Below are 15,374 nucleotides of genomic sequence, written 5' to 3' on the forward strand. Positions count from 1 at the left end.
GCCTCCGGGGACAGGAACCCCTGCCGCGCCGCCAACCCGGAGTGCCCAAGCTCCGGCCGGGACCGGCGGGCGATCGTGCCCGCCATCCACGCGGCGCGGGTGTCGAGCAACCGGCGGGCCGACACGATCTGCCCCTGACCAGCCAACAGGGCGGCATCAGGCAGAGCCTCATAGTCCGCACTCGAAGAGCCCAACAGGGCCACAGCCTCGGCCGCCTGCCTGAGGTCTTCCGCGAGGTTCATCATGTTCCAAGGATACCTTAATGGGCACACGTAGTCGAGAGTTGTTCACATACTTGGGCTAGTTTATTCGAAGATTTGTACGCTCATCTCGAGGGCGGCNATTTGTACGCTCATCTCGAGGGCGGCCTACCGGGTCTCGACGAGCTCGACCACCGGGCCGCCACCCCGTTGCCACCGGGAATCGCCGGGCCTAGCATGATCCGCAGCCCCACTTCGGGGACCAAGCGACGGTGCCGTGTCTCTGCAGGTCACCGCGCACAGGTCGCGGGCATTCCTCCGGATGCCCGCGTCCTGAACATCACGGGACAGGATGGGAATGACCATGAGCAAGTACTTCTTTGAAGCGAACTACGTGGGCGAGGGCATCAAGGGCCTGCTGCGCGAAGGCGGCACCAGCCGTCGGGAGGCGCTGGTCGCGGCCCTCAAATCAGTGGGCGGCTCGGTCGAAAGCTTGTATTACGCTTTCGGCGAGACCGACGTGCTGGGCATCATCGAGATTCCGGAGCCGTCCGACGCCGCGGCCCTCTCGCTGATGATCAATTCGACCGGGTCCGTGACCGTGCGGCTGAAGCCGCTCCTGAGCGTGGAGGATCTCGACGCTGCCACCAAAAAGACACCGGCGTATCGGGCTCCCGGCCAGTAGGCGGGCCGCGGCAGGGGCTCACTCCCCCCGGGCGCCTCCCCGGACGCTCGGTCGCGGTGACGCCGCCGGCCGGAGTGGCGCCCATCGACTGACGCTCACTCGGCCCAGAGGCCCGGAACGACGACGACCAGGTTGCAGCGCGGACACCGGTGACAGGACTCGAGTCCCTCGGCGGTTTCCACGCCGTCTGCGGTCATCTCGACTCCGCAGGCCGGGCACACGGGGCCGTCACCGTCGAGGGCGAAGTCTTCCATCTCCCCAGTCTGAGGCATCCGTACGGGGCCGGTGCCGCAGCATCCGTCTCGCGCGCCTTGTTCGCCTCGCGCGCCGCTGATCGCGTGACACGCCGGGCATGGCGTGGCGCAGCTCCCGCGCGACGCCGACGGCCAGCGCAGAGGCGGCCGAGGCGGCGCGGGAAGCAGCCTGGATGCTATGCCATGCTGGCCCAATCAACGATCGGGGGCTCTCATTGGTGCGAAACACGGGCTACGAAGGAGCCTTCGCGAGGGCGCAGCGTGACCCGGCCTACCTGGCAGCGGTGCGGGTCGCCTATGCGCCCGCGTGGACACGGTGCCCGGCTCCGCGGTGGCGGACCAGATGGAGGCGCTGCAGGGCATGTTGCCGACATCGGCCAACAAAATGGTCGATCCTCTGTCCGCAGAGTGGGGGCAGGCCCTGGTTGGTGTCAGCGCGGCCTGCAGCACCGCCGGGTTCGACCTCAGCGTGGACGCCTGGACTGGCGGCTGACAGCACCAGCACGGGGAGATCGGCCTCAAGAATGCGCGGACATTCGGCTCGATGAGACGGGCTTTTCGCCCCGGGCGCGCGCTGCGCCCGATCAGACCGTGCGCCGCACGGCCGCCAGAATGGCGGCGCCGAGCTCGGCCGGCCGGGTGAACTGGGGCCAATGCCCGGTCGGCAGGTCCACATATTCGACGTCGTGGAGGCGGGCGAGCTCCGCCACGAACGGATGCCCGGCCGCGATCCACTCGGTGACCAGCGAAGACGAGATCTCGCAGGAAATGATCGTCGCCGGAACGTCGTAGCGGCGCTCATCCTGCAATTGCATCAGGTCGGAAGCCACACGCCTCGGTTCCGGAACGGCGCGGGCCCGGAACGCGGCCCGCAGGTCGTCGGTCAGGTCCACGAGCTCAGCCGCCTCGAAGGCGTCCCACGGCGGCAGCGGGATGTCGTCGCCCTCGACCGACAGCCCGTCGTTGATGACCGCACCGGCTCCGAGCGGGCCGCTGTCGACGTAGACGGCGCGCAGCACCTGGTCCGGGCGCGCATCCACGCCGCCGTGAATGATGGCACCGCCGCCGGAGTGGCCGACCAGCACCACCGGGCCGTCGATGGTGTCGATCGCGGCCACAACCGCGTCGATGTGGTCGCGGAGGCCGATGCCGGCCCGCGGCGCGCCGACCGATTCCAAACCGGGCAGGGTGAGCGGATGCACCCGATGCCCGGCTTCGACCAGCGGCGGAGTGACCTCCGCCCACGACGAGGCGTCCAACCAGAACCCGGGAACGAGGATGATGTCCATGCCGGGAGCATAGGCTGCCTCGATCCCGCGCACAGCAGCCGTCTCGGCGCACCCCGATAGAGCTGGAGGAGGCTCAACCCCGAATCGGTCGCCGTGCGACACTCTGGGTCATGAATTCCATGGAGGAGTGCCCGACGACGTGCTCGAGCAGATCGTGCGGGCACGCCTGGCGGAGATCACCGGATAGCTGAGGCCATCGGCAAGCGGAGCGCGCCGCGAAGCAGAGCGCGTTTTCAGCGCCGCCGGCGGGCCGCGGCATCCACTGCCCCAACGGCGATCACTCCGGAAAGGTAGGCCACCAGGTCGGTTGCGACGAAGGTGGTGCCCAGCACCATTCGAATCGGTGGGAACCACTCGGCGAGCGCAGCCGGCGCACCCGTCAGCTGCGCGAACTCGATCAGCGCGCAGAGTCCGAAAGCCGTGGCCGCGGTGACGAGCGGGCGACTCCGCGGGGCGACGAACAGCACCCCCAGATAGACCAGCACGGCGTAAAGCATGCCACCGCCGACATCACCGGCCGCTCCGGCAACGGATGTGCTCACGACGAGCCCGGCGACCGTCACGACGGCACCGGCGACAACGATCCCGATGCGTGACCGTTTCCCGACCGCCGATCCGGGCTCGCCCCTCCGGCGCCCGCTCATCCGGCTCCCCTCATCCGACTCCCCCGCATCCGTCATCCGTCGGACCAGAGTTCCACACGAATCCGCCGCACCCCAATCCGGTGGAACGCCGCCGTCGGACGGCCCTCAACCGACGCCGGCCGCCGCCCGAATCAGGCCGACTCCGAATCCTTCCTTGACCTCGTCGCGGCACGGTCCCGCTGCCCGGGGCAGAGGTGCGGGACCCGAGACGGATGTCCAAGCCCGCCTCGGGTCCCTCACTCGTTCGCCAGTCCGGTGGCTATTGCCGCGCCATGTGCGCCCGCAGCTCGGCCTCCGGGTCAGCCTGGAGTTCACCGCTGACGTCCACGGTCACCTCCTGGATCGTGCCGGTGAACGTGAACGGGCTCGTGTACTCCGGCGTCACGGGCGAGCCGGGGTTGGCGCCGCAAGTCAGGATTCCCGGGTTCAGCGCGAACGGGACGGTGACGGGTGCCTCGGCCTCGGCGACGAGCGCGCCGTCCAGGTAGCGGAGGTCGGCGCCACGGCGCGCGGATCACCCAGGGGCGCGGATCACCCAGGCAGCATCCCCGGTAGCAGCGGCGAGAAGATCACCGAGAAGGCCAGCACGTTCAGGGCCACCGTGCCCCAGAACGCCTGCCGAAAGCTGGCCTTCTTCGTCTTATGCCGCAGCACCTGCTGCGCCATGATCGCGCCCGGCCAGCCGCCGGCGAACCCGAGCAACAGCAGGGTGTTCTCCGGCACCCGCCAGCGGGCGGCGACCGCGGCGGACTTGTCCACGGCGTAGACGACGAAGCAGGCGAGGCTGAGGGCGAGATAGTACGCGGCCACCCAGATCGAGACCGGCCGGTAGGCATCGACGACGAGGTAGATCGACACGAAGGCGACGATGGCGAGGTAGGCGATGGCTCCCGAACCGGTGCGGGTCGGCCTCCGTCGCCGCGTGCCGGTCTGCCTCGTGGGTCGGGCCGGTCTCCCGGGCCTGGGCTGCCTCCCTGGTTTGGTCTGTCTCATCGCTGTCTCATCGGTTGCGGCGGCTCAGTCGAGGAAGTCGCGCACGACGGTGTCGAGGGCGGCGACCGTGAGCGCGATCGAGCCGATGTCGATGCGTTCGTCGTTGCCGTGGAACAACTGCCGGAAGGTGCCGTAGTCCCAGTGCCGGCTGAGCAGCGCGAAACCGTAGGCGGGGATGCCGCGGCGGCGGTAGAACCTGGCGTCGGAGCCGCCGACGCTGAGCACCGGGAGCAGGTCGGCGTCGGGGTAGGCCCGGCGCACGGCCGTGCCGAGCGCGTGGAACAGCGGCGTGTCGACGGCTGAGCGGGTGGCGGCGGCGAAGCCGTCGCCCTCGATCGTGACGTCGTCGGCCAAGTCGCCGAGCGCCTCCCGCAGATAGGCGTCGACGTCGCCGGCCGCCAGGTCGGGCAGCACCCGGATGTCGAGGGTGATCGTGGCGAGCGCGGGGATGACGTTGTCCTTGACGCCGGCCCGCACGATGTTGGGCGAGATGGTGGTGTGGGTGGAGGCGTGCGCGAACCCGGCCAGGCTGCCCAACTCGTTCAGCGCGCCATCGATCCGGTGCGGGTCGAGCAGCCGCGCGGCCAGGCCGGATTCCAGTTCGAGGGCCTGCACGTATCGGCGCCAGTCGGCGGTAATCTGCACCGGGGCGCGGTAGCGGGCCAAACGCGTCACGGCATCCGCCGCGATCACGGCGGCGTTGCGCGCACCCCACGGGGCCGACCCGTGACCGGGAGTGCCGCGCACGGACAGGCGCCGCCCGGCAATGCCCTTCTCGCCGACGGCCGTGGAGATCAGAGGCCGCGGCCCGACCATGGCTCCACCGGATTCGGTGAGCACGGCGTCGGCGTCGATCAGGTCGAGCCGGTTCTCGGTGAGCCACTCCACACCGAAGTGGCTGCCGTCCTCCTCGTCGGCGACCGCGGCGAAGATCAGGTCGCCGCGCGGCCGAAACGGTCCGGTCGCGATGGCCCGGGTGACGACCGCGTAGGCGGCGGTCAGGTAGAGCATGTCAAGTGCGCCGCGCCCCCAGATCTCGCCGTCGACGATCTCGGCGCCGAACGGGTCGCGGGTCCAGCCGTCGCCGTCGACCGGCACCACATCGAGGTGGCCGACCAGGGCGAGGGTGGGCGCCGTGGGATCGGTGCCCCGGATGCGCGCGATCAGTGAGGCCCGCCCCGGATGCGGTTCGACGACCTCGAGGTCGAGGCCCGAGCCGGCGAAGAACCCCTCGAGCGTGCGCACGCTGCGGATCTCGCCGCCGGAATCGGGGGTGCCGTCGTTGACGCAGGCGTTGCGGATGAGGTCGCGCAGCAGGTCCACCGTCTGGCGGGTGAGGGCCTCATGGTCGCTCATGCGCGGGCCCGACGGAGATGGTGCGCGAGCGTCGATTGCATGGTGGCGGCCAGTCCTTTTGTAAAGTGCCTGAACTCTACCGGGTGAGATCGGCCGCGGCGGACGCCTGGGCGGCGGCCGCGCGCGAAATCGAGTAGCGGATGTGCACCCGGAGCGGTGAGCCGACGGGAATCTTCGGATGCTGGAACTCGGCCGTCGCGGTCATCCCGAGTCGTTCCATCACGGCTCGCGACGGTTCGTTGATGACCGCGGTGATCGCGTGCACCTGCTCGAGTTCGAGCCGCCCGAACGCGAAGTCGAGGGCAGCCCGGGCCGCTTCTGTGGCGTAGCCCTGCCCCCAGACGGAACGGGCCAGCCGCCAGCCGACCTCGATCCCGCCGGGACCGGGGATGAACGCGGGCAGGGGCGCAAGCCCGGTGAAACCGATGAAGTCCCCCGTCGACCGTTTCTCGAGCGCCCAGAGCCCGTAGCCGTGCGTGTCGAAGAGCCGGTCGGCCCGGGCGGCGAGAGCGTCGCTCTCAACCAGGGTCAGCAGTGTCGGAAAATACCGCATCACCTCCGCGTCCTCCCCCATCGCGGCAAACGGCGCCAGGTCAGCCTCGCGCCAACGGCGGAGCAGGAGGCGGATGGTGCGAATCTCGAGCGGCATCCGTCCAGACTAGTGACCAGGACCCGGCGACCGGTCAGGGGATCCAGTTGAATTCGTCCGGGTCGGGGCCGGTGCGTTCGTTGCGGTTCAGCGCCGTGATCGCGGCCAGGTCATCGGTGGTCAACTCGAAGTCGAACAGAGCGAAGTTCTCCTCGACCCGGCTGCGGGTGACGGACTTCGGGAACACGATGTCGCCGCGCTGCAGGTGCCAGCGCAGGGTGACCTGTGCCACCGAGCGGCCCAGGCGGGCGGCGATGGCGGTGATCACCGGGTCACCGAGCACCTTGCCCTGCGCGATGGGCGACCACGCCTCGGTCACGATGCCGTGCTGCGTGTTGAAGGCGCGGACGTCGTCCTGGGTGAGGTACGGGTGCACCTCGATCTGATTGACGGCCGGCACCGTGCCGGTCTCGTCGAGGAGACGCTGCAGGTGGTGCGGTTGGAAGTTGGAGACGCCGATGGTTTTGACCCACCCGGAGGCGTGCATGTGGCGGTAGCCCACCTCGAGGGCGGCGAGGGTCGACCTTCTGGTGTCGGCCGGCACGACCTGGTAGACACCGAACCCGAGCTGCGGGATCGTCTCGCCGTTTTTCAGCCCGACGCGGGGAATGGATGTCGTCGGTGCTGCGGTCATATCGTGAAGCTCCTTTGAGTCGACGAGGCGCACGCCGAAGACTGCGCGCCCCACTCTCACCCCAATGGCCCACGGCCGAACGAATTCCCGTTCGGGGCCGATCAACAGGCTCGCGAGCACTCCGCCGCCCGTTGTGGAGGCGCGTGGGGTCAGGCGGCGAGCCGGTCGACGACGCCCGCCTCGGCGAGCTGGGACTGCAGGCCGGCCAGTAGGAGGGGCAGCTGCTCGGCCGGGGAGTCCGGCGCCTCGGGGTGCCACTGTACGCCCGTGATCGGGGCAGACTCGTGCTCGACGGCCTCTATCAGTCCGTCGGGGGCGACCCCGGCCGGCAGCAGGCCGGTGCCGAGCCGGCCGACGCTCTGGTGGTGGGCGCTCTGCACCTGAATGCCGGCCTGGCCGAGGCTCTGGCGCAGAGCGCTGCCGGGCAGAAGGTGCACGGGGTGCTCTCGCAGGATCTGGTCGATGGGCACGTCGACGTTGCGGTGGATGCCGTCCTCGATGTGCTGCACGATGCTGCCGCCGAGGGCGACGTTGATGATCTGCAGCCCGCGGCAGATGCCCAGCAGCGGGGTGCCGCGGTCGAGGGCCCGCCGCACGAGGGCGATCTGGCCGGCGTCGGCCACCTCGAAGTGGTGGGTCTCCCCCGGATAACCGGTGCCCCCGCCATAGAACCGCGGGGTGATGTCTTCGCCACCCATGATCAGGATGGCGTCGCAGGCATCCGTCGCTGCCAGCAGCTCGGCCGGCGTGAGCTCGGCGGCCGCCAGCCGGGTGACCTGCCAGCCGCCCTGCGTGCCGGCGTCGGCCGCGGCGGCATTGAGCAGCTGCACCTTCGCGTGGTACTCGGGGCGGTCGGGGCGGTTCCGAGTGACCTCGACGACCGCGAGGCGCGGAGTCATGGCGAACGAACGGGTCATGGTCGGCCTCCGGAGGTCGGCGTGCGTGCACTGGGGGTGTGACCCAGTCTGGGCACAACCGTCCGGCCCCGCCAGCCGGCCGTAACAGTGAGCAACAGTGCCACCGTCGCGTCGGCGGTGGACGGGCCTGCGTCGCCGTTCTATGCTCGACCTGGGAACGCCGAAGTGTCGATGGTTGGTGTGAGGATGGGGTCCATGCGGTCACGGTGGTTGATTCCGGTCGCGGTTGCGGCGGTTCTGAGCTTTGCGTTGTCCAGCAGCGGACCCCCCACGGCGGCCCGGGCGGAGAGCCCGGTCGACTTCGGCGCCAGTCATATCGTCGACACCGTCGACGCCGTCACCGACCGCGCCGACGAGGTCACCGCCGCGTTCGACGAACTCTATTCCGCGACCGGGGCGGACCTCTACGTGGCCTACGTCGACAGTTTCACGGGCGTCGAAGACCGCGAGCAGTGGGCCGACCAGACGGCCGACAACAACGGCTTCGGCACCAACGACGTGTTGCTGGCCGTGGCGACGGATGACCGTCAGTACCAGCTCTCCGTGGCCGCCGACTTCGCCCTGACGGATGCCCAGCTCCGGGAGATCGAGACCGTCGCCATCGAGCCGGCTCTGCGCCGGAACGACTGGGCAGGCGCCGCGATCAATGCAGCCGACGGTTTCTCCGCGGCTCTGCGGGGCGAGCCGGTCGCGGCCGGCGAGGTCACCCCCGGAGACGAAAGCCCCGGCGGCGGCGGCGCCGGGCTCGTTGTCGTGTTCCTGGTCATCGCCGTCCTGGTGCTGCTGGCCGTTGGCGCGGTCGTCCTGCTCGCCCGCCGCGGGCGCAAGCGCCCCCTCCCGGCCGGGACGGAAGCGCCGACCGGCCTGCAGGCCCTGCCAACCCCCGAGCTCAAGCGGCGCGCCTCGAGTACCCTCGTGCAGACCGACGACGCGATCCGTTCCAGCGAGCAGGAGCTCGGCTTCGCGGTCGCCCAATACGGCACGGAGGTTACCACCGCCTTCCGGGCCGCGCTCGAAACAGCCAAGAAGCAGCTCAGCCAGGCCTTCACCCTGCAGCAGAAGCTGGACGACGCCGAGCCCGACTCCGAAGAGCAGGCACGTGCCTGGTATGCGGCGATCATCGACCTCTGCAGCCAGGCCAATCTCACCCTCGACGCGCAGGCCGACGACTTCGACGAACTGCGCCAGCTGGAGAAGAACGCGCCGGAGGTCGCCGCCGCCGTGTCCCAGGGTGCCGAAGCCGTGCGGGCGCGCCTCGCCGGCAGCGAGCAGGGCCTGGCGGCACTGGCCGCCCGATACACCGACGCGGCGCTCGGCACGGTCGCCGACAATCCCGCCGAGGCCCGCGAGCGCCTCACCTTCACGGACACCGCCCTGGCCCGGGCGGCCACCCGGCTGGGTGCCGGCGAGACGGCGGCCGCGGCCGTGGACATCCGTGCCGCCGAGGAATCGGTCGACCAGGCGCGGTTGCTCCTCGACGCCGTGGACCGCCTGGGCACCGACCTCGCCGCTGCGACCCGGCACCTGAAGGCCACGGTCGCCGAGTTGCAGACCGATCTGGTGACCGCGCGCGGCCTGCCGGCGTCGACCGAGGCCTCCGCCGGCCTGCCGGAGGTGATCGGGCAGACCGAACAGGCCCTGGCCCACGTGCGCGACCAATCCGCAGCCGGCCGGATCAACCCGCTCGAACTGACGGCGATTCTCGACGCCACCAACACCCAGTTGGATGCCGCGCTGCAGGGGGTGCGGAACGCCGAGGCACAGGCCCAGCGCGCCCGGGCCGCCCTGAACCAGAACCTGCTCGCCGCGCGCGGGCAGGTGTCGGCCGCGGAGGACTTCATCACCGCCCGCCGCGGTGCGGTGGGCGCGGAGGCGCGCACTCGGCTCGCCGAAGCCGGACGGGTTCTCGTGGAAGCGGAATCACTGGCCGCAACCGACCCGGATGCCGCCCTCGCCGCCTCGCAACGGGCCAACTCCCTGGCCGCGGCCGCCATCGCCCGCGCCCGGAACGACGTCGACGGGTTCGCCGGCCAGGTTCCGGGCGGCTACGCCCCCGGCTACCAAACCGGCGGCAGCGGCGGCAATGGCGTCATGGGAGCCGTGCTCGGCGGCATCCTGATCAACACGCTCCTCTCCGGCGGCGGCGGCGGTCGCGGCGGTGGCGGCATGTTCGGCGGCGGCGGCGGCCGGCGCGGCGGGGGTGGCGGCTTCAGCATGCCCGGCGGATTCGGCGGCGCGGGTTCTCGCTCGCGCCGTGGCGGGGGTGGGAGGTTCTGAGAACCGGACCTGTCGCATCCGTCGCAGCCGTCGGGGCCTCGCCCAGCACCCCACACGTCTTGACCAGCACAACCCGACACAATGGAGTCATCAGATGCTTCGCAACTCGAAAGGACACCGCACAATGACGAAACAGTCCATCTTTGGCCGTATCTCCCAGTTGGCGAAAGCGAACATCAACTCGCTTCTGGACTCCGCCGAAGACCCCAAGAAGATGCTCGACCAGATGGTGCGTGACTACACCAACAGCATCGCGGACGCGGAGAGCGCCATCGCCGAGACGATCGGAAACCTGCGCCTGCTCGAGGACGACTACCGGGAAGACGTCGAGGCCGCGACCGAGTGGGGCGGCAAGGCCCTGGCCGCGAGCCGCAAGGCCGACCAGCTGCGCGCCGCCGGCAACGCGGCCGACGCCGACCGTTTCGACAACCTCGCCAAGGTGGCCCTCGGCCGTCAGATGCAGTCCGAGAAGGAGGCGAAAATGGCCGAGCCTCAGATCGCCTCGCAGACGGCCGTCGTGGCCCAGCTCAAGGACGGCCTCAACAAGATGAAGGAGAAGCTGAACCAGCTCTCCGCCAAGCGCAGCGAGCTGATCGCCCGGTCGAAGACCGCCGAGGCGCAGACCAAGGTGATGGATGCCGTCAAGAGCATCGACCTGATGGACCCCACCAGCGAGGTCAGCCGCTTCGAAGACAAGATCCGCCGCGAGGAGGCCCGCGTCCGGGGGGCCGGCGAACTGGCCGCGTCCAGCCTGGACGCGCAGTTCGAGAGCCTCGAGGACCTTGGCGAACTCACCGAGGTCGACGCCCGCCTCGCCGCGCTCAAGACCGGCGGAACCAGCTCCATCACGCAGTAGCGCTCTCTCGCTACCAGCGCAATCGGGCGCCGACGGGAACATCCCGTCGGCGCCGCTCGTTGTTCCGGGTATGACAACTCTTGGAATCATCGGCGCCGGGAACATCGGCAGCCAGCTCGCACGACTCGGCGTGGCCAACGGATACGACGTGGTCGTGAGCAATTCGCGCGGCCCCGACACTCTCACTGACCTGATCGGTGAGCTCGGCCCGCGCTCCCGTGCCGCAACCCCCGCCGAGGCCGCCGTGGCCGGCGACCTCGTGGTCGTGACCATTCCGCTCAACCAGATCCACACCCTGCCCACGACGGAACTGGCCGGCAAGCTCGTGATCGATACGAACAACTACTACCCCCAGCGCGATGGCGACATCGCCGCGCTCGACGATGAAAGCACGACCACGGCCGAGCTGCTGCGGGAGCGCCTGCCCGAGTCGACGATCGTGAAGGCGTTCAACCACATCTACGCCGCCGACCTCACGGAGCACGGCCAGCCGGCCGGTTCCCCCAACCGTCGCGCCCTGGTCATCGCCAGCGACGACTCGCCCGCCGCCGCGACCGTGACCGCGCTGCTCGACAGCTTCGGCTACGACACCGTGAACGTCGGCGCGCTCAGCGAGGGCTGGCGCATCCAGCGTGACACCCCCGGTTACGGCCCGCGCCTGAATGCGGCCGAGCTGCTGGATGCGACGAGCGCCGCCATTCGCTACCGCGACCAGTAGGGCACCCGGAGAAATCGCCTCCGACCCCCACCAGAATCCCGCGCGCGGGGAGGTCTGGGAGCATACTGAAGTATGGCTCCCACCTTCGTTGTCGTTCCGCAGTGGCAGGGTTCGGTTTCTCCGCGCGCGATGCGCCTGAGTGACGGGGCGGAGGCGATCCGAGGTGATCTTCCCTCGACCGTCACCCACCAGGTGCCGGTGCCGGTCGAGGCCGGTGACGCCCTCGACTCCGGCATCGACCGCTTCTCCACGCTGGTGATGGTGCGCGAACGCCTCGCGACCGCGCTGCGCGGCGGGACCGGCCCGGTGCTCACGATCGGCGGCGACAACGGGGTGTCCCTGGCGGCCGTCGAGAATGCGTCGCGGCGGCATCCGGAAGACCTGGCCGTGGTCTGGCTCGACGCCCACCCCGCCCTGCACACGCCCGACACGTCCCCGTCCGGCGGTTTCACCGGAATGGTGCTGCGCGCCCTCATCGGCGAGGGTGCCGAGGGACTGACGCTCGACGCGGAGGTTCGCGTTCCGCTCGAGCGGGTCGTGCTCGGCGGCGCACGCGCCATCGACCCGGCGGAGGACGCCCTGATCCGGGAACGTGGAATCGTGAGCCTCCCGGTCGACGACCTCGACTCCCCCGAGGCGCTCGTCGACGCTTTGCGCGCTACCGGCGCCCGCACCTTCTACCTGCACCTCGATCTGGACGTGCTCGACCCGTCGGCTCTGGCCGGTCTGGCCGACCTGTACCCGTTCGGGCTGAGCGTGGAGACACTGAACAGGTTGATCACCGCGCTGCGCGCCGAATTCGAGCTGGCCGGCGCCACCATCGCCGGCTTCGCCCCGGCCTCGCCGGAGGCCGCTACCGACGACCTGCCGAGCATCCTGCGGATCATCGGCGCGCTCACCCGCTGAGCTGCACTGACCCGCTGAGCTCCGCTGAGCTCCGCTGACCGAAAGTGCTGGTCGGGGGCCAGCCCGGCGCGGCCGTAGCATGGGACCGACGCGTTAGAGGCCAAGGGAGGCATCCGTGAACGAGCAGAACTCCGTTTCCGATCCGTCGAGGATCATCACCGAGAGGCGCGGGCACGTGCTGCTGATCGGGTTCAACCGTCCGGAGAAGCGCAATGCCGCCGATCTGGCGCTGCTGCAGCAGCTGGCTCTGGCCTACGGTGAGCTCGACCGCGACCCCGAGCTGCGGGTCGGCCTCGTCTACGCGGTCGGCGACCACTTCACCGCCGGCCTCGACCTGGCCGACATCGGCCCCCGGCTCGGTCCCGACGGCCTCGACATGGTGCCGGAGGGCGGCATCAACCCGTGGCAGGTCGACGGGCGGAGCGTGTCGAAGCCCGTGGTGATGGCCGTGCAGGGCACCTGCCTCACCCTCGGCATCGAGCTGATGCTCGCCAGCGATATCTCCGTGGCGGCCGAGTCGACCCGGTTCGGCCAGATCGAGGTGGCGCGCGGTATCCTGCCGTTCGGCGGCGCTACCATCCGCTTCCCGCGCGCGGCCGGCTGGGGCAACGCCATGCGCTGGATGCTCACCGGCGACATGTTCGACGCCCGCGAGGCCCACCGCATCGGGCTCGTTCAGGAGGTTGTGCCGGACGGCACCCAGTTCGAGCACGCGCTGGAACTGGCCGAGCGCATCGCGGCCCAGGCCCCGCTCGCCGTGCAGGCCACGCTCGCCAACGCCCGCACCGCCGCGCGGGAGGGTGCCGCGGCCGCCGAGGCCGGGCTCCAGCCGACCCTGGCCCGCCTGGCCGTGACCGAAGATTCCCGGATCGGCATGGAGGCCTTCATCAGCCGCCGGCCGGCGACGTTCGTCGGGCGTTAGGCTGTCCGCACCAATGATTCACGCCACTGATCTGTGTCACTGACCTGCGCCACTGACCTGCGCGCCCGATCTGTGTCACCAATCTGCGCCACTGACCTCAGGAGAGACGGATGCCCGCCACCAGCACCACCCCCACCGAACCCGGCGCGATGAGCTTCGACGTCATCGTGATCGGCGCCGGCGCTGTGGGAGAGAACGTCGCCGACCGCACGACGCAGGCAGGCCTGCGCACCGTGATCATCGAGGCCGAGCTGGTCGGCGGCGAGTGCTCTTACTGGGCGTGCATGCCGTCGAAGGCGCTGCTGCGCAGCGGGGCGGTTCTGGCCGCCGCCCGGCGCGTGGGTGGGGCGTCCGAGGCCGTGACCGGCGACCTGGATGTCGCGGCCGTTCTGCGGCGCCGCGACTCCTTCACGAGCAATTGGTCCGACGAGGGCCAGGTGCGCTGGCTGGAGAAGGCCGGGATCGAGCTCGTGCGCGGTCACGCCCGCCTGACCGGCGTGCGGCAGGTGACCGTGACCGCCGACGACGGCACCACGACCGTGCTGACCGCCGCGCACGCCGTGGTCGTCAGCACCGGGTCGGCCGCGCTGCTGCCCGACATCGCCGGTCTGGCATCCGTGTCGCCGTGGACGAGCCGCGAGGCCACCAGCGCCCCCGGAATCCCGGACAGCCTGGCGATCATCGGCGGCGGCGTGGTCGCGGCCGAGATGGCCACCGCCTTCGCCGGGCTCGGCACCGCGGTCACGATGATCGTGCGAAGCGGTTTGCTCGGCGGTCAGGAGCCGTTCGCCGGCGAACTCGTGCTCGCTGCCCTCGGGGAAGCAGGCGTCACAGTGCTGTCCGGGGTGTCGACCACCGAGGCAACCCGCAACGCCGACGGCGACGTGACGCTCACCCTGTCCAACGGCACCCGGGTCACCGCGACCGAGGTGCTCGTGGCTACCGGCCGGGTGCCCCGCACCGAAGATGTCGGGCTCGAAACGGTGGGCCTCGAACCGGGTGACTGGCTCGAGGTCGACGACACCCTGCTCGTGCAGGGAGCCGCGCCGGAACTGGCCGGAGCCTGGCTGTACGCCACCGGCGACGTCAACCACCGGGCCCTCCTCACCCACCAGGGCAAGTACCAGGCCCGCGCGGCCGGCGACGTGATCGCGGCACGGGCCGCCGACGCGCCCGTCGACGACGCGCCGTGGGGAACCCACGTGGCCACGGCCGACCATGCCGCCGTACCGCAGGTCACCTTCACCGACCCTGAGGTCGCGTCGGTCGGACTGACCCAGGCTGCTGCCGAGAAGGCGGGGTTTCGCATTCGGGTGCTGGACTACAACCTGGGCGGGGTGGCCGGGGCATCCGTGCACGCCGACGGCTACACCGGGGCGGCGCGCGTCATCGTGGACCTCGACCGTGAGGTTCTGATCGGTGCCACCTTCGTGGGGCCGGATGTCGCGGAGCTGTTGCACTCGGCGACCATCGCCGTGGTCGGCGAGGTGCCGATCCGCCGGCTGTGGCACGCGGTGCCCAGCTACCCCACCCTGAGCGAGGTCTGGCTGCGCCTGCTCGAGGCGTACGGCCGGCCGTAGCCGAATCCCTGCCGCTGCCGCTGCCGCTGCCGCTGCCGGCGCCGCTGCCGGCGCCGCTGCCGCTGCCGGCGCCGGCGCCGTCACCATCGCCGTCACCATCGTCGGCGAAAGTGGTTCCGCCCCGCCCCTGCCCTGCCCACCCTTGCCCACCCCTGCCCACCCCTGCCCACCCCTGCCTGCCCTGCCCACCCTTGCCCGCCCCTGCCCACCCCTGCCCGCCCCTAACCTGCCGCGAGTGCGGGTGAATTGTCGTTCTGCGGTGCCGAAACCGGCGTTTCACCCGCACTCGCGAACCGAGTCGAGGCCGAGGCCCGAGGCCCGTCGCCCGTCGCCCAGGTCTCCGCGACGGCGGTCGGGCCGGTCGAGGACAGAGACCGGGGTTGCCCTAGTTGTAACTCCCAAGGAGGTTGTGAACGGCGTGGCTTGAGTTAAATGGGCGAGGACCTCCGGTATCGAAGTGGGTAACCACACTCACTCGATTTCCAGGAGGCCCT

The 15,374-nt window shown here is 70.4% G+C and carries 18 protein-coding genes; 8 read left to right on the forward strand and 10 right to left on the reverse strand.

All coding sequences use genetic code 11. The features are described 5' to 3' along the window. A partial coding sequence (locus E3T28_RS12535) for a hypothetical protein (RefSeq protein ID WP_134431754.1) occupies positions 1-245 on the reverse strand: 245 nt, incomplete at its 3' end. A gap of 313 nt (positions 246-558) precedes the next feature. Here E3T28_RS12535 and E3T28_RS12540 point away from each other — a divergent pair. Continuing rightward, positions 559-885, forward strand: a complete 327-nt coding sequence (locus tag E3T28_RS12540) for a GYD domain-containing protein (protein ID WP_241979327.1) — start codon at positions 559-561, stop codon at positions 883-885. A gap of 95 nt (positions 886-980) precedes the next feature. On the opposite strand, the gene E3T28_RS16930 is transcribed toward E3T28_RS12540, so the two are convergent. Then, on the reverse strand, positions 981-1,139 hold the full coding sequence (locus E3T28_RS16930; RefSeq protein WP_166787026.1) for a hypothetical protein: 159 nt from the start codon (positions 1,137-1,139) through the stop codon (positions 981-983). Between the two features lie 307 nt (positions 1,140-1,446). On the opposite strand from E3T28_RS16930, the gene E3T28_RS12545 reads away from it, so the two are divergent. Continuing rightward, positions 1,447-1,632 carry a hypothetical protein gene (locus E3T28_RS12545; RefSeq protein ID WP_134431758.1) on the forward strand — a complete coding sequence of 62 codons (186 nt, stop codon included), beginning with the start codon at positions 1,447-1,449 and terminating at the stop codon, positions 1,630-1,632. Between the two features lie 91 nt (positions 1,633-1,723). Here the strand turns inward: E3T28_RS12545 and E3T28_RS12550 are convergent, their stop codons facing one another. From E3T28_RS12550 to E3T28_RS12585, 8 genes are all read right to left on the reverse strand, one after another. Next, positions 1,724-2,428 (reverse strand): alpha/beta fold hydrolase, encoded by a 705-nt coding sequence (locus E3T28_RS12550; protein ID WP_134431761.1) that lies wholly within the window; start codon positions 2,426-2,428, stop codon positions 1,724-1,726. A gap of 233 nt (positions 2,429-2,661) precedes the next feature. Further along, positions 2,662-3,072 carry a ribosomal maturation YjgA family protein gene (locus tag E3T28_RS12555; RefSeq protein ID WP_134431764.1) on the reverse strand — a complete coding sequence of 137 codons (411 nt, stop codon included), beginning with the start codon at positions 3,070-3,072 and terminating at the stop codon, positions 2,662-2,664. A gap of 259 nt (positions 3,073-3,331) precedes the next feature. Continuing rightward, a complete protein-coding gene (locus tag E3T28_RS17575) occupies positions 3,332-3,457 on the reverse strand; it encodes a hypothetical protein (RefSeq protein ID WP_255575520.1) in 126 nt (41 codons plus the stop codon). Positions 3,458-3,603: 146 nt separating this feature from the next. Then, positions 3,604-4,065: a DUF1294 domain-containing protein gene (locus E3T28_RS12565; RefSeq protein ID WP_134431767.1), complete on the reverse strand. Its 462-nt coding sequence runs from the start codon at positions 4,063-4,065 to the stop codon at positions 3,604-3,606. Between the two features lie 24 nt (positions 4,066-4,089). Further along, positions 4,090-5,421 (reverse strand): M20/M25/M40 family metallo-hydrolase, encoded by a 1,332-nt coding sequence (locus E3T28_RS12570; protein WP_134431770.1) that lies wholly within the window; start codon positions 5,419-5,421, stop codon positions 4,090-4,092. A gap of 76 nt (positions 5,422-5,497) precedes the next feature. Then, positions 5,498-6,070, reverse strand: a complete 573-nt coding sequence (locus tag E3T28_RS12575) for a GNAT family N-acetyltransferase (protein WP_134431773.1) — start codon at positions 6,068-6,070, stop codon at positions 5,498-5,500. 34 nt (positions 6,071-6,104) lie between these two features. Continuing rightward, complete coding sequence (locus E3T28_RS12580) at positions 6,105-6,704, reverse strand: aldo/keto reductase (protein ID WP_134431775.1); 600 nt, start codon at positions 6,702-6,704, stop codon at positions 6,105-6,107. A gap of 149 nt (positions 6,705-6,853) precedes the next feature. Continuing rightward, a complete protein-coding gene (locus E3T28_RS12585) occupies positions 6,854-7,621 on the reverse strand; it encodes a gamma-glutamyl-gamma-aminobutyrate hydrolase family protein (protein WP_241979328.1) in 768 nt (255 codons plus the stop codon). A gap of 195 nt (positions 7,622-7,816) precedes the next feature. Between E3T28_RS12585 and E3T28_RS12590 the strand changes: the two genes are divergently transcribed. The 6 genes from E3T28_RS12590 to E3T28_RS12615 all read left to right on the forward strand — a co-directional run bounded on the left by E3T28_RS12590 (position 7,817) and on the right by E3T28_RS12615 (position 14,880). Beyond that, entirely contained in the window at positions 7,817-9,898 is a 2,082-nt protein-coding gene (locus tag E3T28_RS12590) for a TPM domain-containing protein (protein WP_134431778.1), read from the forward strand. 124 nt (positions 9,899-10,022) lie between these two features. Next, positions 10,023-10,754, forward strand: coding sequence for a PspA/IM30 family protein (locus E3T28_RS12595; RefSeq protein ID WP_134431780.1), 732 nt, complete (start codon positions 10,023-10,025; stop codon positions 10,752-10,754). Positions 10,755-10,824: 70 nt separating this feature from the next. After that, the gene (locus tag E3T28_RS12600; RefSeq protein ID WP_134431783.1) at positions 10,825-11,472 is read left to right on the forward strand and encodes an NADPH-dependent F420 reductase; all 648 of its coding nucleotides are present in this window, start codon (positions 10,825-10,827) and stop codon (positions 11,470-11,472) included. A gap of 72 nt (positions 11,473-11,544) precedes the next feature. After that, positions 11,545-12,378, forward strand: coding sequence for an arginase family protein (locus E3T28_RS12605; RefSeq protein ID WP_134431786.1), 834 nt, complete (start codon positions 11,545-11,547; stop codon positions 12,376-12,378). 115 nt (positions 12,379-12,493) lie between these two features. Next, the gene (locus E3T28_RS12610; protein WP_241979329.1) at positions 12,494-13,300 is read left to right on the forward strand and encodes a crotonase/enoyl-CoA hydratase family protein; all 807 of its coding nucleotides are present in this window, start codon (positions 12,494-12,496) and stop codon (positions 13,298-13,300) included. Between the two features lie 110 nt (positions 13,301-13,410). Further along, complete coding sequence (locus E3T28_RS12615; RefSeq protein WP_370260324.1) at positions 13,411-14,880, forward strand: dihydrolipoyl dehydrogenase family protein; 1,470 nt, start codon at positions 13,411-13,413, stop codon at positions 14,878-14,880. Positions 14,881-15,374: the final 494 nt, after the last annotated feature.

It is taken from the genome of Cryobacterium sinapicolor, from assembly GCF_004403465.1.
Lineage (GTDB): Bacteria > Actinomycetota > Actinomycetes > Actinomycetales > Microbacteriaceae > Cryobacterium > Cryobacterium sinapicolor.

Coding starts and splice junctions, on each gene's coding strand:
- E3T28_RS12550 (WP_134431761.1), bottom strand. CDS start 2,428: ATGGACATCATCCTCGTTCCCGGGTTCTGGTTGGACGCCTCGTCGTGG.
- E3T28_RS12540 (WP_241979327.1), top strand. CDS start 559: ATGACCATGAGCAAGTACTTCTTTGAAGCGAACTACGTGGGCGAGGGC.
- E3T28_RS12605 (WP_134431786.1), top strand. CDS start 11,545: ATGGCTCCCACCTTCGTTGTCGTTCCGCAGTGGCAGGGTTCGGTTTCT.
- E3T28_RS12565 (WP_134431767.1), bottom strand. CDS start 4,065: ATGAGACAGACCAAACCAGGGAGGCAGCCCAGGCCCGGGAGACCGGCC.
- E3T28_RS12570 (WP_134431770.1), bottom strand. CDS start 5,421: ATGAGCGACCATGAGGCCCTCACCCGCCAGACGGTGGACCTGCTGCGC.
- E3T28_RS12580 (WP_134431775.1), bottom strand. CDS start 6,704: ATGACCGCAGCACCGACGACATCCATTCCCCGCGTCGGGCTGAAAAAC.
- E3T28_RS12595 (WP_134431780.1), top strand. CDS start 10,023: ATGACGAAACAGTCCATCTTTGGCCGTATCTCCCAGTTGGCGAAAGCG.
- E3T28_RS16930 (WP_166787026.1), bottom strand. CDS start 1,139: ATGGAAGACTTCGCCCTCGACGGTGACGGCCCCGTGTGCCCGGCCTGC.
- E3T28_RS12555 (WP_134431764.1), bottom strand. CDS start 3,072: ATGAGCGGGCGCCGGAGGGGCGAGCCCGGATCGGCGGTCGGGAAACGG.
- E3T28_RS12575 (WP_134431773.1), bottom strand. CDS start 6,070: ATGCCGCTCGAGATTCGCACCATCCGCCTCCTGCTCCGCCGTTGGCGC.
- E3T28_RS12585 (WP_241979328.1), bottom strand. CDS start 7,621: ATGACCCGTTCGTTCGCCATGACTCCGCGCCTCGCGGTCGTCGAGGTC.
- E3T28_RS12600 (WP_134431783.1), top strand. CDS start 10,825: ATGACAACTCTTGGAATCATCGGCGCCGGGAACATCGGCAGCCAGCTC.
- E3T28_RS12590 (WP_134431778.1), top strand. CDS start 7,817: ATGCGGTCACGGTGGTTGATTCCGGTCGCGGTTGCGGCGGTTCTGAGC.
- E3T28_RS12615 (WP_370260324.1), top strand. CDS start 13,411: ATGCCCGCCACCAGCACCACCCCCACCGAACCCGGCGCGATGAGCTTC.